The sequence below is a fragment of the Embleya sp. NPDC005575 genome (genome assembly GCF_040605455.1).
In the GTDB taxonomy this organism is placed as follows: domain Bacteria; phylum Actinomycetota; class Actinomycetes; order Streptomycetales; family Streptomycetaceae; genus Embleya.
The window spans coordinates 21572-43287 of the sequence record NZ_JBEXCV010000014.1; the positions used below are offsets into that span (position 1 = coordinate 21572).

At 70.1% G+C, this 21716-nt stretch carries 20 protein-coding genes and 1 riboswitch; of the genes, 6 read left to right on the plus strand and 14 right to left on the minus strand.

Features of this window, described 5'->3' with window-relative positions; genetic code table 11:
• Window positions 1-21: 21 nt before the first annotated feature.
• The 5 genes from ABZS54_RS07270 to ABZS54_RS07290 form a co-directional block, all read right to left on the minus strand.
• Entirely contained in the window at window positions 22-1788 is a 1767-nt protein-coding gene (locus ABZS54_RS07270) for an ABC transporter substrate-binding protein (protein ID WP_355531988.1), read from the minus strand.
• Window positions 1789-1825: 37 nt separating this feature from the next.
• On the minus strand, window positions 1826-2821 hold the full coding sequence (locus tag ABZS54_RS07275) for an ABC transporter permease (RefSeq protein ID WP_355531990.1): 996 nt from the start codon (window positions 2819-2821) through the stop codon (window positions 1826-1828).
• Between the two features lie 308 nt (window positions 2822-3129).
• Complete coding sequence (locus ABZS54_RS07280; protein ID WP_355531992.1) at window positions 3130-3858, minus strand: enhanced serine sensitivity protein SseB C-terminal domain-containing protein; 729 nt, start codon at window positions 3856-3858, stop codon at window positions 3130-3132.
• 152 nt (window positions 3859-4010) lie between these two features.
• On the minus strand, window positions 4011-4727 hold the full coding sequence (locus tag ABZS54_RS07285) for an enhanced serine sensitivity protein SseB (RefSeq protein WP_355531994.1): 717 nt from the start codon (window positions 4725-4727) through the stop codon (window positions 4011-4013).
• 29 nt (window positions 4728-4756) lie between these two features.
• Complete coding sequence (locus tag ABZS54_RS07290; protein ID WP_355531996.1) at window positions 4757-5488, minus strand: AAA family ATPase; 732 nt, start codon at window positions 5486-5488, stop codon at window positions 4757-4759.
• Between the two features lie 181 nt (window positions 5489-5669).
• Window positions 5670-5763, plus strand: a riboswitch (glycine riboswitch).
• A gap of 371 nt (window positions 5764-6134) precedes the next feature.
• Between ABZS54_RS07290 and gcvT the strand changes: the two genes are divergently transcribed.
• From gcvT to glyA, 3 genes are all read left to right on the plus strand, one after another.
• On the plus strand, window positions 6135-7235 hold the full coding sequence (gene gcvT, locus ABZS54_RS07295; RefSeq protein ID WP_355531998.1) for a glycine cleavage system aminomethyltransferase GcvT: 1101 nt from the start codon (window positions 6135-6137) through the stop codon (window positions 7233-7235).
• A 169-nt stretch (window positions 7236-7404) separates the two neighbouring features.
• Complete coding sequence (gcvH, locus tag ABZS54_RS07300) at window positions 7405-7779, plus strand: glycine cleavage system protein GcvH (protein ID WP_020556128.1); 375 nt, start codon at window positions 7405-7407, stop codon at window positions 7777-7779.
• Between the two features lie 32 nt (window positions 7780-7811).
• Window positions 7812-9080: a serine hydroxymethyltransferase gene (gene glyA, locus ABZS54_RS07305; protein WP_355532081.1), complete on the plus strand. Its 1269-nt coding sequence runs from the start codon at window positions 7812-7814 to the stop codon at window positions 9078-9080.
• A gap of 90 nt (window positions 9081-9170) precedes the next feature.
• On the opposite strand, the gene ABZS54_RS07310 is transcribed toward glyA, so the two are convergent.
• The 3 genes from ABZS54_RS07310 to ABZS54_RS07320 all read right to left on the minus strand — a co-directional run bounded on the left by ABZS54_RS07310 (window position 9171) and on the right by ABZS54_RS07320 (window position 12010).
• Window positions 9171-9944 carry an enoyl-CoA hydratase-related protein gene (locus tag ABZS54_RS07310; RefSeq protein WP_355532000.1) on the minus strand — a complete coding sequence of 258 codons (774 nt, stop codon included), beginning with the start codon at window positions 9942-9944 and terminating at the stop codon, window positions 9171-9173.
• Window positions 9945-10070: 126 nt separating this feature from the next.
• A complete protein-coding gene (locus ABZS54_RS07315) occupies window positions 10071-11294 on the minus strand; it encodes an Ig-like domain-containing protein (RefSeq protein ID WP_355532002.1) in 1224 nt (407 codons plus the stop codon).
• Window positions 11295-11545: 251 nt separating this feature from the next.
• Window positions 11546-12010, minus strand: coding sequence for an NAD(P)H-binding protein (locus ABZS54_RS07320; RefSeq protein WP_355532004.1), 465 nt, complete (start codon window positions 12008-12010; stop codon window positions 11546-11548).
• A 434-nt stretch (window positions 12011-12444) separates the two neighbouring features.
• On the opposite strand from ABZS54_RS07320, the gene ABZS54_RS07325 reads away from it, so the two are divergent.
• The 3 genes from ABZS54_RS07325 to ABZS54_RS07335 all read left to right on the plus strand — a co-directional run bounded on the left by ABZS54_RS07325 (window position 12445) and on the right by ABZS54_RS07335 (window position 16182).
• Entirely contained in the window at window positions 12445-12786 is a 342-nt protein-coding gene (locus tag ABZS54_RS07325) for a hypothetical protein (protein WP_355532006.1), read from the plus strand.
• A 243-nt stretch (window positions 12787-13029) separates the two neighbouring features.
• Window positions 13030-15195, plus strand: a complete 2166-nt coding sequence (gene glgX / locus ABZS54_RS07330) for a glycogen debranching protein GlgX (protein WP_355532083.1) — start codon at window positions 13030-13032, stop codon at window positions 15193-15195.
• A gap of 207 nt (window positions 15196-15402) precedes the next feature.
• Window positions 15403-16182 carry a tyrosine-protein phosphatase gene (locus ABZS54_RS07335; protein WP_355532008.1) on the plus strand — a complete coding sequence of 260 codons (780 nt, stop codon included), beginning with the start codon at window positions 15403-15405 and terminating at the stop codon, window positions 16180-16182.
• Between the two features lie 76 nt (window positions 16183-16258).
• On the opposite strand, the gene ABZS54_RS07340 is transcribed toward ABZS54_RS07335, so the two are convergent.
• From ABZS54_RS07340 to ABZS54_RS07365, 6 genes are all read right to left on the minus strand, one after another.
• Entirely contained in the window at window positions 16259-17251 is a 993-nt protein-coding gene (locus ABZS54_RS07340; RefSeq protein WP_355532010.1) for a hypothetical protein, read from the minus strand.
• Window positions 17252-17338: 87 nt separating this feature from the next.
• Window positions 17339-17713 (minus strand): type II toxin-antitoxin system death-on-curing family toxin, encoded by a 375-nt coding sequence (locus tag ABZS54_RS07345; RefSeq protein ID WP_355532012.1) that lies wholly within the window; start codon window positions 17711-17713, stop codon window positions 17339-17341.
• Between the two features lie 324 nt (window positions 17714-18037).
• A complete protein-coding gene (locus tag ABZS54_RS07350; protein WP_355532014.1) occupies window positions 18038-18649 on the minus strand; it encodes a hypothetical protein in 612 nt (203 codons plus the stop codon).
• 107 nt (window positions 18650-18756) lie between these two features.
• A complete protein-coding gene (locus tag ABZS54_RS07355; RefSeq protein ID WP_355532016.1) occupies window positions 18757-19164 on the minus strand; it encodes a hypothetical protein in 408 nt (135 codons plus the stop codon).
• Between the two features lie 314 nt (window positions 19165-19478).
• Window positions 19479-20159 carry a response regulator transcription factor gene (locus tag ABZS54_RS07360; protein WP_355532018.1) on the minus strand — a complete coding sequence of 227 codons (681 nt, stop codon included), beginning with the start codon at window positions 20157-20159 and terminating at the stop codon, window positions 19479-19481.
• A 7-nt stretch (window positions 20160-20166) separates the two neighbouring features.
• Window positions 20167-21438, minus strand: a complete 1272-nt coding sequence (locus tag ABZS54_RS07365) for a sensor histidine kinase (RefSeq protein WP_355532020.1) — start codon at window positions 21436-21438, stop codon at window positions 20167-20169.
• Between the last annotated feature and the right edge of the window lie 278 nt (window positions 21439-21716).

Genomic DNA, 21716 nt, shown 5'->3' on the forward strand with positions numbered 1-21716 from the left:
GCTACTGACCTCGTCGCAGGCTTACTGGATACCGATGTTGAGGTAGTCGTACATCCCGGAGTACGCGGGCGTGACGACCAGGTTGGTCACGTTCGGCGGGCGGTAGAGCAGCGACTTGGTCCATGCGAACGGAACCATCACCGCCGACTCCATGACCTTCTGGTCCAACTGCTGCCAGATGCCCGCGCTCGCGTTCGGGTCGATCGTGCGGGTGGCCTGGTCGATCAGACCGTTGACCGCCGGGTCGTTCAGCTCGGACAGGTTCGTGCCACCGGCGGGCTTGATCGCCCGGCCGTCCACGATCTGCTGGAAGAAGCCGAACTGGGTCGGGAAGTCGGGACCCCACTGCATGAACATGATGCCGACCTTGTTGTCCGCCACCCACTTGGGCACACCGGCGAACTGGGTGAAGTAGTCACCCGAGGGGTACTGGCGGATCTCGATCTTGATGCCGACCTTGGCGAGCGCGTTCTGCACCGACGTGGCGCCCGCGACCTCCTTGGGCCGGTTGCTGCGCGCGGTGAGCACGGTGCTGAAGCCGTCCGGCTTGCCGCACTGCTTGAGCTCGTCCTTGGCCTTGGCCACGTCACCGGTGTGCTTGTCGCCGTTGGGGTACATGTCGGCGACCTTGGAACCGGCCAGCGTCGGCGGCATCAGGTTCGTCGCGATGTCGGCGCCGACCTCACCGCCGACCGCGCGCTGCATCTGCGCCTTGTTCACCGCGTACTGCACGGCACGCCGGCAGTGCACGTTGTCGAACGGCGGGGTCTTCGAGCTGATCGCGAGGTACGCCAGCGCACCGGAGACCGCGTCGTCCGAGTTCGCGGCGAGCTTCTCGTCGGTCAGGATCTTGTTCTGCGCGGCGGCCTGGACACCGGTACCGACCACGTCGAGCTGCGCGGTGTTGGCGAAGAGCCGGTTGTCGACGTCGTTCGCGTCCTGCTTCTCCAGGAGCTCGATCCGGTCCGGCAGCGCCTTGCGCAGCGGGTCGGTGCTCGGGTCCCAGTTCGGGTTGCGGACCAGGTTGACCGCCTTGCCGGGCTCGTACTGGCCGTCGACCATGTACGCGCCGGAGGCGAGGGGGTGCTTGACGTACTCCTTGCCGGTGTCCTTGGCGCGCGGTACCGGCGCGGTCTGCGGGAGCGCGGCGAGGTAGTTGAAGTCCGCGAACGGCTCCTTCATCTTGAAGATGATGGTGTAGTCGTCCGGCGTCTCGATCGCGCTCAGGCCCTGCTTGTCCGCGGAGTCCTTGTACGGGCCCTTGTAGGTGCCGTCCGGGTCCAGGTACTGGGTGAAGTACGCCGGGCCGTTGGGCAGGATCTCCTTGTCGAAGGTCCGCTCGACCGCGTACTTGACGTCCGCGGCCTTGACCTCGGTGCCGTCCTCGTACTTGACGCCCTTGCGCAGGTGGTACGTCCAGGTCTTGCCGCCGTCGTCGGTCTTGCCCACCTCGGTGGCCAGGTCCGGCGCGAACTCGTAGCTCGCGTTGCCCGGGGCGGGCTTGAAGGTCAGCAGCGGACGGGCCATCAGCCGGGAGAAGTTCCAGGCCGAGGCGTAGTACATGTCGCCCGGGTCGAGCGAGTCGAACTTGTCCGAGCTGACCAGCTTGAGCGTGCCGCCCTTCTTGGTCGACTGGTTGACGACCTCGGTGATGGCCTTGTTGCTCGGCGAGTACTTCTTCTTCGAGCCGCCGCCACCACCGCCACACGCGGTTGCGGCCATCGCGGTGACCGCAACGACGCCGATCAGCGCTTGGGCCCTGCGCCTGCGAGTTACCGGGTGTTTCATCGCTGGTCGTGCCTCCTCGTGGGGACTTGCGGGATATTCAGCGGCTGCGTGGGTCGAGGGCGTCTCGAAGCCCGTCGCCGAGCAGGTTGAACGCGAGCACGGTGATGAAGATCGTGACTCCGGGGACGACCATGAACATCGGTGCGTCCTCGTACCGGGAGGTGGCGCGCGCGAGCATGCCACCCCACGAGGCGGTGGGTTCTTGAACGCCGACCCCCAGGTACGAAAGGGCGGCCTCGAACAGGATGTTGGTCGGGATCAGCAGCGTGGAGTACACCAGGATCGGACCGACCAGGTTCGGCAGCAGTTCCTTGAAGATGATGTGCCGATCGGTGGCCCCGAGGCTGCGGGCCGCCTCGACGAACTCCCGCTCGCGCAGCGACAACGTCTGGCCGCGCACGATGCGGGCGATGTAGGGCCAGCTGAAGAAGCCGATCACGAAGATCAGCACGGTGACCCGGAGCGTGTCGCCCTTCATGCCGAACGCCTCGCCCTGGAGGCTGCTGCCGATCGCGATCGCGAACAGGAGCAGCGGGAAGGCCAGGAAGACGTCCATCGCGCGGCTGATCAGCGCGTCGACCCAGCCGCCGAAGTAGCCCGCCACGGTACCCAGTACGACGCCTATGACCACCGACAGGAGCGTGGCGAGGAAGGCCACGAGCATCGAGATGCGGGCGCCGTAGACGATGCGCGAGAAGATGTCCCGGCCGTTGACCGGCTCCAGACCCAGCGGATGGTCCCAACTGGCACCACCGAAGCTGCCATTGGGAATGTTCAACACCGGGTCGAGCAGATCGTCGTGGTACTCGGCGGGATCGCCGCCGACGAAGGAGGTGATCACCGGGGCGAAGATCGCCACGAGGACCATGAAGATGATCACCACGCCACCGGCCATCGCGACCTTGTCGCGACGGAATCGGGCCCACGCGATCTGGCCGAGGGAACGACCCTCGATGCGTACGCCGGCGGACTCGGCGATCGCTTCGGGGTGCGCCTCTCGGGCCACACCGGTGGTCTCGATCGGTGCCGTCATGGATCGACCCTCCCCGCTCACGGATGCGACGGCGGCTCGGGATCGCCGATCCCGTCGCCATACCCGGCATTGCGATCCCGATGATCTTCGGGATCTGTCGTCCGGGTGAGACTCCTCCGTGACGGGGGGCACCAACAGGGGTCGAGGGATACCTTTACTGAACCGTGATTACGGCGACACGATTCACGGGTTGATCCGCGTAGATCGGTCACGAAATCACAACAAGGCAGTGGTTGATGACGTGACGTCAGTTTTTTGGGGGCATCAGTGCCTGTTACCCCCTCCCGCCACTGTGTGCCGATCTTCGTTCACTGCGTGTTGCGCGCGGCCTCGTCGAGCATGTCGATGCCGATGAACGGCCGGGTGTGCTCGCGCATCCACGCGGCGACCGGGTCGAACGGGTCGTCCAGTGCGACCGAGGACAACGTCAGGCCGGCCGGCGCGGCGGCCGAGGCGGCCGCCATCGCGTCCCGCATCCGTTGCATCGTGGCGGGCTGATTGTCCGTCAGGCGCAGGCCGATCACGAGGCGTTCGGGTCCGACCGTGGGCCGTACCCAGGCCCGGTGCGCGGCTCGCACCACCTGGGTCTGGAACAGTTGGCCGCCGAGCAGGGCGTAGAACGCCGGGTCCCACAGGGTCGGTTCGCCCACTTCCAGGGGGCCGGCCATCAACCGGTCCAGGCCGCCGACGATCCGCCGGAGGTCGAGGTAGGGCACGCCGACGCCGCCGCCCTGAGCGTGCGGATTCAGCCACAGGCCCCAGTGGTCGGTGTACAGCGAGGAGGCGATCTCGGTGACCGGGCAGACCTCGAAGGAGCGATCCCAGCCACTGAGACGCAACTGCTCCTCGGACGTGAACGCCGGGGCGTAGCGCCACCCGGCCACGTCCATGTTCCCGTACTGGGCATCCGGGCTGCCCGGTTGTCCCTGCCACAGCAGCATCCACACGTGCGCGCCGGTGAGTGCTTCGAGCAACCGCTCGTAGGCGTCGTAACGCCCGGGCGTCACCTGGCTCAATGCCTGTTCGACCTGGTTCACGACGTCCTCCCCGAATCCGAACCGATGTACCGATGTACCGCCGGACCGATCGCCGGTCCGATGACATGATTTCGATGAATGCCGCGGCGCCGGAACCCGGGCGCGCCGGTGTGTGCCGCGCACGCGGGTGCGCGGAATGCACGGGTGCGGGCTCAGCGCTGGTCGGCCCGTAGGTAGAACGGCTGGGTCTGTTCCAGCATCCAGTCCCCCACAGGATCCTGCGCGACGTCCAACAGCACCACGTTCACCGGCCACGGGGATGCGGCCCGGCCGAGCGCGCGCTCCAGGGCGCCGACCGCGGCCAGCCGGTCCTCCTCCTGCCAGCGATCCAACTCGACGCCGATGAACAGGCACGGCGGATCGGACTCGATCACGCCCAAGCCGCGTCGCGCACTCAGCACCACCGGCACGTGGGTGAACTCGGCGGCGGCCGCGATCAGGAACTCCATCGGCTCCTCGTCCGGCTCGTACAACCGCACCCGCGCGCCGCGCACACCCGCGCCGGGCAGCCGGGCCAGTTCCAGCACGCCCGGCGGTGGGATCGGAATGCCCGCCTCGCCGCCCGGGTTGACCGCGATGCCCACGTTCGGCGGCATCCCGCGGGCGAACTCGCGCATCGGCGCGACCGTGCACGGCATCGGGCCGGCGATCCGCCGGAACTCCTCCTCCGAGGAGAACACCGGCACATACGGCCGGCCGTCGATCTCGGTGGTCGGCAGCGTCAGTTCGCTGTCGGCCGGGTTGCCGCCCTCGGGCAGCGGCACCCACACGTCCGCCTCGGCCAGGGCCTCGAAGAGAGCCTCGGCCCGGGACGGGTCGTGCATCGCCGCGACGAGCGCGCTCTCCACGGGATTGGCCGGAAACGGCATGGTGGTGCTCCTCTGGTGTCGGCCGCAGTTTACGACTCGGTCGGCTGTCGCCGTCGGGACTGTCCGGGTACGGGGTCTGCGAAAACGATCCGGCTGAGCTTCCGGGCGGCCGAGCGGTCCAGCAGTACGCACGACGTGAAGCCGCCGGGAGCGGACGCCAGGGTGGGGCCCGCGTCCAGCCACGGCGTCAGTCGGGCGAGCAGTTCACGCCACTCGCGGTGGTGCCGGGCGAACACCGATGTGGACACTCCGCGCCCACGCGCGCGTTGGCCGGAAAGCGCCTGATGGGCGGTCACGTCCAACAGCAGTGCGTGTGCCGAACTGCCGCGCCGACGAGCGACGAGCACCAGCACCCGGCGCAGCATCGGGTTCCGGCCGCTGTCGTGCACGACCACGGCGCCCGGGCCGCGCAGCGCCCGGGCCACCTCGCCGTAGTGCGAGAGCCGCACCAGCGGCCGATAGGCCCGATACGGGATGCGCCCGGCACGCACCGCCCAGCGCGCCCGGACCAGGTCCGCGTCGAGCACGGCCACGGTCGGCCCGGGGGTGACCACCCGCGCGAGCAGCGTGCTCTTGCCGGCCCCGGGCAGGCCGGTGACCACGAGCACACACGAGGCCGGATAGGCCAGCACGTCCACCACCCGGTCGCCGATCCGGTTTCCCGGGCCATCGCGCTCCTCGCGGAGGTCGTGCACGGACCGGGGCATCAGTACGCCGCCCGTCGCGGCGCCGGTATGCGCCCCCGCCGAGTCCGTCTCCACGAGCCCTCCCTTGTCCCGAACCGTCCTGCCTTGCGCATGGTGTCGCACCCTCGCACCCTCGCGCGCGAGCGCGTGTCGGCCATCTCTCCAAGTCGGCAGCCCTCGGACTCGGCGGGTCCCGGTCCCGGCGGGGGATTGACGACACGCGCTAGCATGCCGGGCACAACCTCATATCGGCCGTCGACCCCACGCGGAAGAGTCCTCGCCCACGAGCGGGGCGCCGAAGGAGCAACTCCTCCCCGGAATCTCTCAGGCACCGATACCGCATGGGTCAGGCACTTCTGGAAAGCAACCGCACCGCTGGTGCGGTTCACCCACGGTGCAAATCGCAGTTTTCGCGCGGATGCGCTCGGACGCGATGAAGCTCTCAGGTTCCGATGACAGAAGGGGAGGGCACCCCACTTTTCGACCGACTCTGGTCGAAAAGGGCTGAACGCCATGGCAGGGAGCCCCCTTTGTTGTCGTATTCGCCGCACCGCCCGTCACCTTTCGCCGCACTCCGCGCCGGCACCCGCTCCTCGTCCGCGCGCCGCGTCCGCGCTCCGCGCGTGGTGCGCGCGGCCGAGCGCGCGGCCGTTCGCCATGCCCCCGACCGGCCCGCGCCCCTCGGGTGTTCCCGCCGGCGCCCCCTCGAAGGAGCCTTCGCATGACCACCGACCGCCGGACCCCGCTCGACGCCGTGCACGACGCGCTCGGGGCCACGATGACCGATTTCGCCGGTTGGCGGATGCCGCTCCGGTACGGGAGCGAGCGCGACGAGCACACTGCGGTGCGCACCACGGCCGGCCTGTTCGACCTCACCCACATGGGTGAAATCGAGGTCACCGGCCCGGACGCCGCCCGCGCGCTCGACCACGCCCTGGTCGGTTTCGTCTCGAAGATCGGGGTCGACCGCGCCCGGTACACGATGATCTGCACCGAAGAGGGCGGCATCGTCGACGACCTGATCGTCTACCGGCTGGGCGACGAGCACTTCGTGGTGGTGGCCAACGCGTCCAACGCGGATGTGGTCGCGGGCAGCCTGAAGCACCGCTCGGAGAACTTCGACGCCACGGTGCGCGACGCGTCCGAGGAGTACACGCTGCTCGCCGTGCAGGGCCCCGCGTCGACCGCGATCGTCGGCTCGCTCACCGACGCCGACCTGCCCGCGCTCAAGTACTACGCGATCCTGCGCACCGAGGTCGCCGGCGTCCCGGTGCTGCTCGCGCGCACCGGCTACACCGGCGAGGACGGCTTCGAGCTGTTCGCCGCGCCCGACGACGCGGTCGCGCTGTGGGAGGCGTTGCTCGCGGCCGGGAAGCCGCACAGCCTGGTGCCGGCCGGGCTGTCCTGCCGGGACACGCTGCGCCTGGAGGCGGGCATGCCGCTGTACGGTCACGAGCTGACCCGGGACACCACGCCGTACGAGGCCAACCTGGGTCGGGTGGTCCGGCTGGACAAGCCCGAGGACTTCGTCGGGCGCGACGCGCTGGCCGCGGCGCAGGCCGACGTGCGCCGAACGCTGGTCGGGCTCACCTCGCCGGGCAAGCGGGTCCCGCGTGCGGGCTACCCGGTGGTGGACGCGGAGACCGGCGAGCGGGTCGGCGAGGTCACCTCCGGCGCGCCCTCGCCGACGCTGGGTGTGCCGATCGCGATGGCGTACGTGGCTTCGGAGCGGGCCGAACCGGGCACCCGGCTGGCCGTGGACATCCGCGGCAAGGCGGAGCCGGTCGAGGTCGTCGCGCTGCCGTTCTACAAGCGGGCCTGACCCGAGCCGCACGCGGGGCCCGATCCCGGGTCCTCGGGCGCGACCGACGCGGGCCCTCGGGCCGGCGGCACGAACCGGCGGCACAAACCGGCGGCACAAACCGGCGGCACAAACAATTACAAAACCACCTGAGGGACAGACCCTCCTCATTCGAATGGAGAATGGACCCGTGCACGCACCCCAGCACCTGCGCTACAGCAAGGAACACGAGTGGCTCGACGAGGCGGCCTCCCCCGCCCTCGTCGGCATCACCAAGCACGCGGCCGACGCGCTCGGCGACGTGGTGTTCGTCCAGCTTCCCGAGGTCGGTCAGACGGTCGTCGCCGGCGAGCCGTGCGGCGAGCTGGAGTCCACCAAGTCGGTCAGCGACATGTACGCGCCGGTCTCCGGCGAGATCGTCGAGATCAACGACGCTGTCGCCGAGGACCCCGCCCTGGTGAACTCCGACCCCTTCGGGGCGGGCTGGCTGTTCAAGGTGCGCATCGACGGCGAGGCCGAGGGCCTGCTGTCGGCCGACGAGTACGCCGCGTTCTGCGGCGAATGATCGAGATCGACCCGATCGAGGAGCTGACAACCGTGACGATCCTGGACCGTCCGCTGAGCGAGGTGGACCCGCAGGTCGCCGCCGCCGTCACCGACGAGCTGCACCGCCAGCAGAACACCCTGGAGATGATCGCCTCCGAGAACTTCGCCCCCGTGGCGGTGTTGGAGGCACAGGGTTCCGTCCTGACCAACAAGTACGCCGAGGGCTACCCCGGCCGGCGCTACTACGGCGGCTGCGAGCACGTCGACGTCGTCGAGCAGCTCGCCATCGACCGGGTCAAGGAGCTCTTCGGCGCCGAGGCCGCCAACGTGCAGCCGCACTCGGGCGCGTCCGCGAACGCCGCCGCGATGTTCGCGCTGCTCACGCCCGGCGACACGATCCTCGGCCTGGACCTGGCCCACGGCGGCCACCTCACCCACGGCATGAAGATCAACTTCTCCGGCAAGCTCTACAACGTGGTCGCCTACCACGTCGACGAGAAGACCCACCGGGTCGACATGGAGGAGGTCGAGCGCCTGGCCAAGGAGCACCGACCGAAGCTGATCATCGCCGGTTGGTCGGCCTACCCGAGGCAGCTCGACTTCGCCGAGTTCCGCCGGATCGCCGACGAGATCGGCGCGTACTTCATGGTGGACATGGCGCACTTCGCGGGCCTGGTCGCCGCGGGTCTGCACCCCAGCCCCGTGCCGTACGCGGACGTGGTCACCACCACGACGCACAAGACCCTGGGCGGCCCGCGCGGCGGCGTCATCCTGTCCAAGGCGGAGTACGCCAAGAAGATCAACTCGGCGGTCTTCCCGGGCCAGCAGGGTGGCCCCCTGGAGCACGTGATCGCGGGCAAGGCGGTGGCCTTCAAGGTCGCCGCCTCCGACGACTTCAAGGACCGCCAGCGGCGCACCCTGGAGGGCTCGGTCATCCTCGCCGAGCGGCTCACCCGCAAGGACGTCACCGACGCGGGCATCACCGTGCTCACCGGCGGCACCGACGTGCACCTGGTCCTGGTCGACCTGCGCGACTCGGAGCTCAACGGTCAGCAGGGCGAGGACCGCCTGCACGAGATCGGCATCACGGTCAACCGCAACGCGGTCCCGTTCGACCCGCGCCCGGCCATGGTCACCTCCGGCCTGCGGATCGGCACGCCGGCCCTGGCCACCCGCGGCTTCGAGGCGGCCGACTTCGAGGAGGTCTCCGACATCATCGCCGAGGCCCTCCTCCCCGGCTTCGACGACACCCGCAAGGCTGCCCTGGCCACGCGCGTCACGGCCCTGGCGAAGAAGCACCCGCTGTACCCGAACCTCTGATCCCACCTCGCGGATCCACGTTCACGCCGACGGCCGCGGGGCCGGCGGGGCACTCGCCCCACCGGCCCCGCGGCCGTTTCGCGGTCGCGATCAGCGGCCCGTGAACTTCGGCTTCTCCTTGGCCACGAAGGCGCGCATGCCGGTGGAGCGGTCCTCGGTCGCGAACAGTGCGGTGAACTGGAGGCGTTCGATCTCCAGGCCGGTGTCCAGGTCGACGTCGAGGCCGCGGTCGATCGCTTCCTTGGCCGCGCGCAGCGCGTATACCGGGCCGTTGGCGAACTGCGTGGCCCACTTCACCGCCTCGGCGTACACGTGCTCGGCCGGGACCACCCGGTCCACCAGGCCGATCGCGAGTGCTTCGTCGGCGGCCACGAAGCGGCCGGTGAAGATCAGGTCCTTGGCCTTGGCGGGGCCGATCAGTCGGGGCAGCCGCTGGGTGCCGCCGGCGCCCGGGATGATGCCCAGGGTGATCTCCGGCTGGCCCAGCTTCGCGGTGTCGGCGCACACCCGTACGTCCGCGCACAGCGCGAGTTCACAACCGCCACCGAGCGCGAAGCCGGTGATCGCTGCGACGACCGGCTTGGGGATCTCGGCGACCGCGGTGAACGAGGACTGGAGCGCGGCACCCCGGTCGGCCATGTCGACGTACGCCATGTCGGCCATCTCCTTGATGTCCGCACCCGCCGCGAACACCTTCTCACCGCCGTAGAGCACGACCGCGCGCACGTCCGCCCGCTCACCCGCCTCGTGCGCCGCCGCCCGAAGCTCCTCCTGGAGTTGCCGGTTCAGCGCGTTCATCGGCGGCCGGCTCAGCCGGATCGTGCCGACGCCGTCGGCCACTTCCAGGTTGACGAATTCGCCCATGACGCTCTCCTTTGGTCAGCCCTGATGTGCTGACCCGACCTTAGGCGCCGGCACCCCGCGCGGCCGTGCGTGGGGCCGCCGGCGCGTGGGTCGCGGCCCCGCGCCCGAAGGCTCGGTGCCCGTGCCTCAGTGCGTCGGCGTCGTGGTCTTCGGCGCGCCGCCGCCCGGTGTACCGCTCGCGATCCACTCGTTCCAGGGCAGGTTCCAATCGCCGAAGCCGTTGTCCGGGTCCACGGTGCGCTCGTCGGAGCCGGAGATGTCCACGACGTCGCCCGGGATCACCCGGTCGTACAGCCACTTGGCGTTCTCCTTCGTCATCGAGACGCAGCCGTGACTGGTGTTCTCGCTGCCGAAGACACTCGGGTCGGCCCAGTAGTTGCCGTGCACGAAGGTGCCCGACGTGGTGATCCGCATCGCGTTCGGCACGTCGTCGATGTCGTACTCGCTGCCCAGACCCACGGTCTGCGAATTCATCCGGGTCTTCTCGAACTTCTCGGTGATCGCCATCCTGCCGTTCCACGTGCTGTACTTCGGCGACTTGCCGGCCGTGATCGGGATGGTCTTGATCAACCGGTCGTTCTCGTACACCTTCATGGTGTGCGCCTTCACGTCCACCATGGCGACCCGCTTGGTGGCGGCCACCTTGAAGCTGTAGCTCTTGAACTGGTTGGCGATCGCGCCATTGCCGACGTCGACCCCACGCAGGTTCAGGTTGACCTTGACGCTCGTACCGGGCGCCCAGTAGTCCCTGGGCCGGTAGTCCACGCGGGTGTTGTCGAACCAGTGCCAGGCACCCTCGACCCTGGGCTCGACGTCGACGGACAGCGCCTTCTCCACGGCGGCCCTGTTCTTGACCGGGTAGTCGAAGGTCAGTGACACCGGAAAGCCCACGCCGACTGTGGCGCCGTCCTCGGGGCTGAACCTCGCGGTGACCTTCTTGTCGCCGGACAACGTGCCGAACGTCGCCCGCGCGGTGGTGGGCGTGTTATCGGGGTTGGTCGCGGTCGCACTGACCGTGTACTTGCCGCCGAGGGTGAAGGCGACCTTGGGCTTCCAGGACTTGCCGTCCGGGTCGAGTGCGCCGTCGACCGGTTCGTTCTGCGCGTTGACGACCTTGACCTCGCCGAGCCTGCCGCCGTTGACCGCGATCGTGATCGGCGCCTGTGGGTCGATCGCGGTCGCGCCGTCCGCCGGGGTCAGCGTGATCGCCGCCGGATCGGCGCCCTTCTTCTGATCGCCCTTGGCCGTCGAGGTGTTCCCGCCCTCGGTCTTCTTGCCGGCGTCCTTGCCGTCGTCGGAGCTACAGCCCGTCACGAGCAGGAGCGCGCCGAGCATCAGTGCGGGCAGCACACGCCATCGAGCCGGCGACCGCCTCGACGAGAGCGGCTTCGATCCTGCTGACATGTACGGGTAGTCCCTTCATCCGGAGCCGAGTCGTGACCCGGCCTGGGCCGAGAACCACATCTCACATTCCATGTGACGAATCGAACATCCGCCGCGGTTCCGAAGTCTCGGTCACCTGCGGGCAAATGCGGCCATCACGGCCATCCTCTCGGACAACGGGCAGCCGGCTCACCGCGCTTGCGCCGCGTCGACGTGCCTCACTCGGCCCGCCGATCGGCCTCCACCAGTTCGTGGACCAGCGCCGGATCCGGGTATCCCGGCCGATCGGCCCCGCCGGCGGGCAACTGACGGATGATCAATTCGTACCCCCATTCGCCCTCTCGGGCCCGAGGGCGGGTCGGTGGCTGTGGTAGGACCGTGACGATCCGCTGGAGATCCGTACCCTCCGCGGCCTCCAGCAACCACCCCCAGGTGTCGCCTGGTGAACCGTCCCCGTCGGCGCCGCGATCGAGGTGCACCACGGTGTGCGCACCCTCCAGCACCGCGCCCAGTCGCGCCGGGTCGCACAGGTCGCTCACCGCGACCCGGATGCCGGCCGCCCGCAGCGCGCCGACCGCGCCGCGATCGCGGACGGTGGCCCGCACCTCCCCGCCCGAGGCCGCGAGTTCGAGCGCGACGGCACGACCGAGAGGTTGGTCGGCTCCGGTGACTACGACGGGCATACCGGCAACCTAACTCAAACCCGGCATTCGTGAAGCTCACGTGAAGACGGGAGCGCGCGCCCCTCGGAGCGGTCGCACAAAACGATTCGGGGCACATTTCCGCGCTCCGCCGGTAGGGAACAACACCTTGGTGACTCACCGTTCATCGACAAAGCCATGAAATCCGGCCACAATGGCCGAAACTCTAGGCCGAATCGGCGGAAATTCCGCCTCGACCGCAACCCTCCGTGTCGGCGCTCGTTGGGGGTTCGGGGCTCCCCTGTCACTCTCCCGAGGGAAGCCGGGCCATATGACTGGATTTATTGTCACTGTTTGCGACAGCTTGGTCACACGAAGTCGCTTCGGAGGCCGGATCGTTCGCCCCCCGCGGCGGCCCGTGCACCTGATGGGATGCCCCGGGCCCAGCCCGGATCCGCAACAGACGGAGGATCCACATGAACCGCAAGCTCGGCGCTCTCGCCGTGGCCCCCCTCGCCGCCGGCCTGCTCTTCCTGGGCGCCGGCGCCGCCTCCGCCGACGGGGGCAACGGCACGGTCGGCGACAACGGCTCGACCGCGTCGACCACGACCTCCTCCACCACCAACAGTGGCAGCGGGAACGTGCTCGGCGGCGTGGACGGCAACTACAACGCCACCCAGCAGAGTGCGACCGGTGCCGGTGCCTCGAACCAGAACAACACCGCGGGCGTCAACGGCAACTCGGGCGTCGTGGTGATCGAGCAGGGCAACATCGCCGAGTCCCCGACCGCGGTTCACCACTGGCACCCCTGGTTCTGAGCAGACCCGATCGGCCGCACCGACCCGGCCGATCGTCACTCCGCTGCGGCGGCATCCCTCGGGGGATGCCGCCGCAGCGGCGTACCGGGACAGGTCCTGTCCGGGGGATCCGGGCACGGGCGTGTAGGTGTGGGGGCCCGGCGGGAACATCCTGGGGACCGGGATGGGAGGCGGGCCGTGACGCTCGAGTGGGAATCGACGGACCCCGAGGTCGACGCGCGTGACGTGCTCGGCGGATATGCCATGTCCAACGGCCATGTGCCGCCGCCCTGGCCGGGCCGCCGGTTGCCGCTCGGTGCGCGCTTCGACGGCGCGGGCACCAACTTCGCGCTGTGGGCCGGCGACGCGGAGGCGGTCGACCTGTGCCTGTTCGAGGAGGGACCGGACGGAACGCTGCGCGAGAGTCGGCTGCCGCTGCGCGAGCAGACCTTCCGGGTGTGGCACGGCTACGTACCCGGGGTGCGTCCCGGACAGCGGTACGGCTACCGCGTGCACGGACGCTGGGAGCCGGGACGGGGTGCCCGCTGGAACCCGGCCAAACTGCTCCTGGACCCCTACGCACGGGCCGTGGACGGCGATTTCGTGCTGCACGACGCGGTGTTCGGGCACGTGCGCGGCCGGGACGACACGGTGCGCGACGATCGCGACTCGGCCGCGTACGTACCCAAGTCGGTGGTCGTGGCGGACGACAGCGACTGGTCACAGGACCGGCGGCCGAAGATCCCGTGGGCCGAGAGTGTCATCTACGAACTGCACGTCAAGGGCTTCACCGCGCGCCACCCGCGCATCCCGGACCACCTGCGGGGGACCTACGCGGGCCTGGCCCACCCGGCCGCGATCGACCACCTGGTCCGGCTCGGGGTGACCGCGGTCGAGTTGCTGCCGGTGCATCAGTTCGTGTCCGAGGAGCACCTGTTGCGCGGCGGCCGGACCAACCACTGGGGCTACAACACGGTGGGCTTCTTCGCGCCGCACGCCGGCTACAGTTCGGCGGGCGGGCGCGGCGGTCAGGTGCACGAGTTCCGAGACATGGTGCACGCGCTGCATGCGGCCGGACTCGAGGTGATCCTGGACGTGGTCTACAACCACACCGGCGAGGGCGGCCCGGCCGGGCCGACGTTGTGCTTTCGGGGCATCGACAACGGCGGCTACTACCGGCTGGCCGACGGTGGCCGGCACTACACCGACTACACCGGCTGCGGGAACACGCTCAACGTGGTCCAGCCGCACGTGCTCCAGTTGATCACCGACTCGCTGCGCTACTGGGTGATCGAGATGGGTGTGGACGGCTTCCGGTTCGACCTGGCGGCGGCTTTGGCCCGGTCGACGCACGACGTGGACAAGCTGTCCTCGTTCCTGACCGTGATCGCCCAGGACCCGGTGTTGTCCCGGGTCAAGCTGATCGCCGAGCCGTGGGACCTGGGCGCCGGCGGCTACCAGGTGGGCGCGTTTCCGCCGCTGTGGACCGAGTGGAACGACCAGTATCGGGACGCGGTCCGCGACTTCTGGCGAGGCGCCCGCCCGGATGTGCGCGGGCTGGCCTACCGACTGTCCGGCTCGTCCGACCTGTACCAGCGCGACGGGCGCAACCCGTACGCGTCGATCAACTTCGTCACCGCGCACGACGGCTTCACAATGCGCGACCTGGTCACCTACGAGCGCAAGCGCAACGAGGCGAACGGCGAGGACAACCGGGACGGCACCGACAACAACCGGTCGTGGAACCACGGCTACGAGGGCGAGACGTCGGACCCGAACGTGGTCTCGCTGCGCAAGCGGCAGATCCGCAATCTGATGACCACCCTGCTGCTGTCCACGGGCGTTCCGATGATCGCCTCCGGCGACGAGATGGGCCGCACCCAGGTGGGCAACAACAACGCCTACTGCCAGGACAACGAGCTGTCCTGGTTGGACTGGTCGGCGCTGGACTCGCCGCAGTGGCGGCCGCTGCTCGATCTGACCGCGCGGCTGATCCGGCTGCGGCGGGCGCATCCGGTGTTGTGCCGGCGGGCGTTCTACTCGGGTCGCCCGGTGGCGCCGGACGGGCTGCGCGATCTGGCCTGGTTCACGCCGGCCGGGCGCGAGATGACCCGCAAGGACTGGTTCGCGCCGACCGCGACGCTGGGGATGTACCTGTCCGGCCTGGACATCGACCGACGGGGCCCGCGCGGCGAACGGATCCTGGACGACAGCTTCCTGTTCATCCTGCACGCGTCCTCACAGCCGATGCGCTTCACGCTGCCGGACGAGCCGTGGGCGCACAGTTACGAGGTGGTCCTGGACACGGGGCTGGAGGACGATCCGATGGCGCGCTACAGCGAGCCGGTCGCGGGCGGCAGCGGACTGCGGCTGGCCGGGCGCTCGGCGATGTTGTTGCGGGTCGAGCACGCGGTGTGGGCGCCCACGTAGCTGCGATCCGCGGTCCGCAGAGGGGACGGGGCGTCGAGATGGTCGCGTACGAACGCCCGGATGGCCGGAGGTGATCGCCCACATTTCCGGATGTGGGCAGCGACATCCTCCGCCGTACGCTCACGTAGGGTGGATGTACCCACCCCGGCAGCCGCCCGTCCGGCATCCGCTCGCCCGGCATCTCCTCGAAGCGAAGGACCGCGCACCATGACGTCCCCGACGCCGATCCTGGTCACCGCCCCGAACTTCCGTGACGCGGGTGGGCATGCCACCGCGGACGGCCGCAAGGTGCGCACGGGTCTCGTGTACCGCTCCGACGGCCTGGGCGAGGTGGATGCGGCGGACGCCGCGACGCTGCTGCGGCTGGGCATCGGCCTGGTGATCGACCTGCGCTCGGACACCGAGCGCGACCGCGAGCCGGACCGGGTGCCGGAAGGCGCCGAGCTGTTGATCGCGGACGTGATGGGGCGCCAGAACGACGAGCTGTTCGGTGAGGTGTTCGCCGACCCGGACCGTGCGGGCGAACTGCTCGGCGGCACCGCCGGGCGCGACCTGATGTGCGAGGTGTACCGGCGCTTCGTGACCACCGAGGGCGCCCGGGCCGCCTACCGCGAGGTGTTCGAGCGGATGGCGGCCGTGGAGGCGCCGACGGTGTTCCACTGCTCGCAGGGCAAGGACCGGACCGGGTGGACCTCGGCGGTGCTGCTCACCCTGCTCGGCGTGCCGCGGGCGACCATCGTCGAGGACTACCTGGCCAGCGCGAAGCACCTCGCGGACAAGAACGGCGAGATCCTCAGGCACATCGCCGAGCGCGGCTTCGACCCCGCGCACCTCAAGCCGGTCTTCGACGTGCACGAGGACTACCTGAACACGGCGTTCACCACGGCGGAGGAGCGGTACGGGTCGGTCGAGGGTTATGTGCGGGACGGGCTGGGGCTGACCGACGCGGAGGTCGCGCGGCTGCGGGAGCGGTTGTCGACGCACTAGCTGTATCGACCCGCGGTGTTCTCGGCGCGCGCCGGGGGTGGGCCGGATGGGCCGGCACCCCCGGCGGAGCACGAGGTCAGCCGCGCGGCGGGCCCCATGGCGGCGGCGGGGGGCGGTGGTAGCCGGACGGCGGCTGCTGCCAGGCCGGGTGTTGCTGCGGGTTCGGTGCCTGTTGCGGCGGGGCCGGCGGGAAGAACCCTTGCGGGGGCTGCGGCTGCCACGGGTTGGCCTGGTTCGGGAACAGCGGCATCGGCGGCGGGACCGGCTCCGGCCGGCGGGTCGGGTGCGGTCCGCCGCGGAAGGTGACGCCGTAGCGGCTGCGCACCCGGCGGATCTCCCACAGCGACATCAGGGTGATGGTGACCGGGCCGCCGAGCGTGCCGACCAGCCGTACGCCGGTCGGCAGCGCACCCTTGCCGCCGTCGTCACCGAGGTCGACCAGCGCCCCACACCAGGAGAGCCAGGGCGCGATCACGGCGGGCAGCAGGGGGTGTCCGTCCACGGCACGGAACAGGTGCTGCGGGATCGCCCGGACCGCGAGGAACCAGAAGCGCAGCACCCACAGCGACACGATCAGGCCGAGCAACGTGACGAAGAACGAGGTCACGTCGGCGCCCGCGTTGACCCTTCGGGATCCGTACGCCAGCGAGCTCAGACCGCCGAGCGTGACCACCGAGACGAGCACGAACAGGCCGAGCGAACGCAGCGGCAACATCAGGCTCTTGCGCGTCTCGGTCCGCACCTCGGGGCGGGTGAGGGCGACGATCACGGCCACCGCGATCGGGCACGCGATGATCGCCACGAAGACGGACGCGATGAAGCTTGCCATCCAGCCCTGGGCGGCGTCGTTGGTGCCGCCGTAGGTGACCGCGATCCAGATCAGTACGCCCAGGCCGAGCCAGGACCGGATCGCGCGCACCCGCTCCAGGGTCACATCGCGCCCGATCAGCCGATAGTCCGGCACGAAGTATCGTTCGGCGACTCGCTTGGGCAGCGGAATCCAGCCGAAGGCGAACATCGCCTTGCGTTCGATTCCGGCGGCTCCGGGCGGATGGAAAGACTGCGTCACAAGTACGCCTTTCTCGACGACGCGCCCCCGTACAGGCGCCGACTCGCCCCGATGCTAGGGGGTATCGCCGGGGGTGCCGTCGCCGGCTCAGGCGCGCAGTGCGGCGCGCAACGCATCCGCGATCGACCGGATTTCGCTCAGCGAACCGTCCGCCACGGCGATGATCAGGTCGAACGTCGCGTCCTCGTCCAGGAGTCCGACATCGATTCCGTTGTATTCGAGGAACACCACGGCAGCCACCAAGCCGGTGCGCTTGTTGCCGTCGACGAACGGGTGATTGGCCACGATCGAGTGCAGGAGCGCGGCGGCCTTGGTCCACGGGTCGGGATAGGCGTCGGCACCGAACGCGGACGCGCCGGGGCGGGCCACGCCGGACTCGATCAGGGCGCGGTCGCGAATCCCGGGGTTCCCGGTGCTCTCCTCGGCGACGGCGATCGCATCGGCGGCGGTGAGCAGGTACATCCGCTCACGCCTCCTTCAACCGTCGCAGCAACTCGGGATGGCGCTCGGCAAACCGCCGCGCCAACTCTCGAATCCGCTCGGCGGCCTCCTGCTGCACATCCTCCGACATGCCCGAACCCTACGGCCCCCACCGCTCACCTCGCCCGCACATTTCCCGGGGCGGGGCGGGGGTCGCCTCGACCGAACCGGGTTCGCGCCTCGGCGCAGCCTGCGCAACTCGTCGGAACGAACGGTCACCGGGAACGGTGCGGGCGGCATGGCCGCGTGCGTTCCTTCGACGCGGGTCACGAACGCGTACGCCCCATAGGCCCGGTGACCGCCTCGTTACCTCTGCGACCAGTCCTTTCGCGGGAGTTCCGCGCGGCCCTGGGGGGTGTCGGCGTTGGCACGCAGGAGGATCTCGGTGGGAAAGATGCCCTGGGGGAGGTCGAACCACAGGTCCTCGACCAGGGTGTCGGAGGCGCCGAGGGTGAACTCGCGGAGTTGGCGCTTGATCTCCATCGATTCCAGGTCCATGCCGAGCCGGCTGCCGTCCGCCAGGACCAGGCGCTGCTCCAGATTGGCGATCTGCACGGTGGCCAGCGAGTTGTTGGCGATGGAGACCTTGACCCGGCACAGTCGGCCCTTGGCGAAGTGCTCGGCGTGGGTGCCGGTGATCCACTCGATATCGCAGGTGAGGCCCTGCACGGTGAACGTGGCCGGCCCGCTGAGCACGGCCGGGGCCTTGACCGGTATCTCCCACTCGCGCATCGTCATCTTCAGCGGCTCGTCCTTCTCCGGCCAGTACAGCGCCGCCGCGCCCGCGGCCAGGCCCGCGCCGATCAGCAGCCCGAACACGAACCCGATCGCGATCCACTGCCGGATCCGCCGCCGGATCCGGAGATGCCCGACCACCTCGTCCCGTAACTCCTCGGTCTTCCGCCCCACCACGCCCATCCGCCGTCCCCGTCTCCCGTCCCGAGGCCCGCATCGTACGGGCGGGCTCCCACCCCTGACGAGAGCTTCCGAGGAGGCCCTCCTGCCGGCCGGGTGGTGACGACGGTTCAGCCGTTCGGAGCACGGCCGTGATCGATCAGAGTCGCGGCAGCTCTGGTGATGGCGGTGTCGAGGGGGCCCAGCGGGGTGGGAATCGGGTTTTCGGTGGGCGAGACGAACCAGACGAGGGGGCCGGCGCCGCTGCGCGGCGGTGGGAAGGTGACCCACGCACCGAGGCCGTGCCGACTGGGTCCGCGCTGGTCGCGCAGGCGGGTGCGGGCGGGGGAGGTGACCGGGACCAGGAAGCCCATCTTGGCGCAGCGCCGGTCGTGGATCACCGGCCCGACCCGAACTCCCGCGGCACGCAGGTGCTTCACCACCTCGCGCCCCAGCCGCGCGTCGACCTCGACGACATCGAACGTCTGCCCGGCGGCCACCAGGCGCGGAGCGTAGGGATTGCCGGATGAGTCACTCATGGGACGGCACCTTCGCCAATCGGGTCGAACCGGCCCCCGCAGGCTCCATTCCAGCCTGTCGAACCCGCCCGCGGGGGCCACACTCACGAGTTGATGCCGTTCCGTCACCCGTTCGGCTTACGGCAACGACCGCCGGAACCCGACACACCGAAAGCCCGGCGCCCACGCGGCTTGCTGCCCCCGGCCCTCGGCGTCGTGTCGATACACCGGCCGGCGGACCTTGGTGCCGAACGCCGCAGGCATCAACGCGACCCGCTCGTCGAAGCCGTGACGCGCTCTTCGACAGCCAAGTCCCATCCGCCGGGAAACCCTCCTTACGGCGTCCGCCCCGCCTGGACCACGCCGGATTCGTAGGCGAAGACGACTGCCTGGGCGCGGTCGCGGACGCCGAGTTTGGCGAACAGGCCCGTGGCGTGGTTCTTGACGGTCTGCACGCCGATGCTCATCGCCTGGGCGATCTCGGCGTTGTCCAGACCCGCGGCGATCAGTCGGAGCACCTCCACCTCGCGCGGGGTCAGGTCGCGCAGGGCGGTTGTCGAGGGCTGCGGGGCGGAGGGGGCCTTGACGAAGGACTCGATCAGCCGGGTCAGCAGTCGCGGGGCGACCGCGGCCTCGCCGAGGTGGACGGTGTAGACCGCCGCGATCAGGTCCTCGGGAGACACGTCCTTGGGCAGGAAGCCGATCGCGCCCGCACGCAGCGCGCCCACCACGTACTCGTCCATGTCGAACGTGCTCAGCGCGAGCACCCGGCACTCGGGCAGTTCCTCGGTCAGCCGCGCGGTGGCCTTGACGCCGTCGAGCACCGGCATCCGGATGTCCATCAGGATCACGTTCGGGTGCAGTCGGTGCGCCGCCTCGACGGCCTGCGCACCGTCGCCCACCTCGCCGATCACCTCGATGCCGGGATCCGAGCGCAGAATCAGGGCCAGGCCCCGACGCACAAGGGGTTGATCATCCGCGAGCAGCACGGTGATCGGGGGCACGTCCACGCTCATCCGGATTTCAGTCCTCTCCTGGCTCCATCGGCGGCAACGGCACGACGGCGGCCACACGGTACCCGCCTTCGGGTCGCCTGCCCGCCTCCAGCGTGCCGCAGTGCACGGCGACGCGCTCACGCATGCCCACGAGACCGTACCCGCCGCCCGCCATCGTCGACCCACCGCCGTCGCCGTCGTCGCAGATCTCCACCGTGACCCGGTCCGAGCCGTACTCGAGTCGCACGAAGGCGCGCGCGTTGCCCGCGTGCTTGCGCGCGTTCGTGAGCGCCTCCTGCACGATCCGGTACAGCGTCAGCGCGGTGGTCAACGGCAGCGGACGCGGCTCGCCGAGCGCCTCGTACTCGACGGGCAGGCCCGCCGCGCGCGACTCGGTGATCAGCCGGTCGATTTCGGTGACCCCCGGCTGTGGTTCCGAGGGTGCCTCCTCGGCGACGTCCGAACCGCGCAGGACGCCGAGCAGTTGGCGCATCTCGCGCAGCGCCGTGCGGCCGGACGACTCCAGCGTGACCAGCGCGGCCCGGGAGGCCTGCGGATCACGATCCAGGGTGGACCGCGCACCGCCGGACATCAGGTACATCGTGGTGATGTGGTGCGCCACGATGTCGTGCAGCTCGCGCGCGATCCGCCGGCGCTCCTCGGCCACCGCCCGATCCGCCAGCAACCCTCGGTTCAGCTCCATCTGGTCCTGCCACCTGCGCACCCCGATGCCGGCCGCGCTCGCCACACAGATCGCCGTCAGATCGGCGAGCGTCGCCATCGGAAGCGACCATCCGATCCGAACTCCGCACACCACCTGGCTCACCAGCGTCGCGGCCCCGGCGGCGGCGACCACGCGGGGGGAGCGGTAGCGGGCCACCGAGTACAGCGCCACCGTGAGCGGCAGGCCGAAGTTGTACGCGGTCGGCGTGACCAGCACCAGCGCCAGGTACAGCGCGGCCACCGCGCCGAGCACGTGCACCGGATACCGCCGGCGCATGATCGTCGACGCGCCGCCCGCCACGAGCAACAGCAGCGCGAGCACGGGCAGGTGCCGACCGCCGCCGTGCCCGGACGACAGGAACGAGGTGACGTCGGCCGCGGCGCACCCGAGCGCGATCAGCAGGTCGTTGCGTCGCCATGGGAAGGCTCGGACCCGGCGTCCGGCCGGCCGCGGCAGTCCGGTCGGCGGCCCCGGGTCGGCCGGCGCGGGACCGGCGAGGGTCGCCGGCGTCGCGAGGCTCGGCTCGACGACGAGGAACACGCCCCCCTCGGCCGCTGAGCGATGGTCGGCGCCCATCCGAAGGCCTCCTTCGTGGTTTCGTGCAGTCCGTTCGGCCGCCACCGGCTCGGCGTCTCCCCCGGCGCCGGCACCCGGCACCGGGGTGCCGGCCGTCGTGCCGATCGCGGACCCGGCCCGCGCCGACACGCGGCTCATCGACCCATTCCATCCTCTCCGCCCCCATTCCTGAACCGCTTCACAGACGATCCCCGGCCCCGGACCGGAGTCCTGGTTGCGCGGTACTCCCGGACCGAGGTCCCGGTCCACAGCCGTTCCCCCGGTCGATGCCCGAAGGG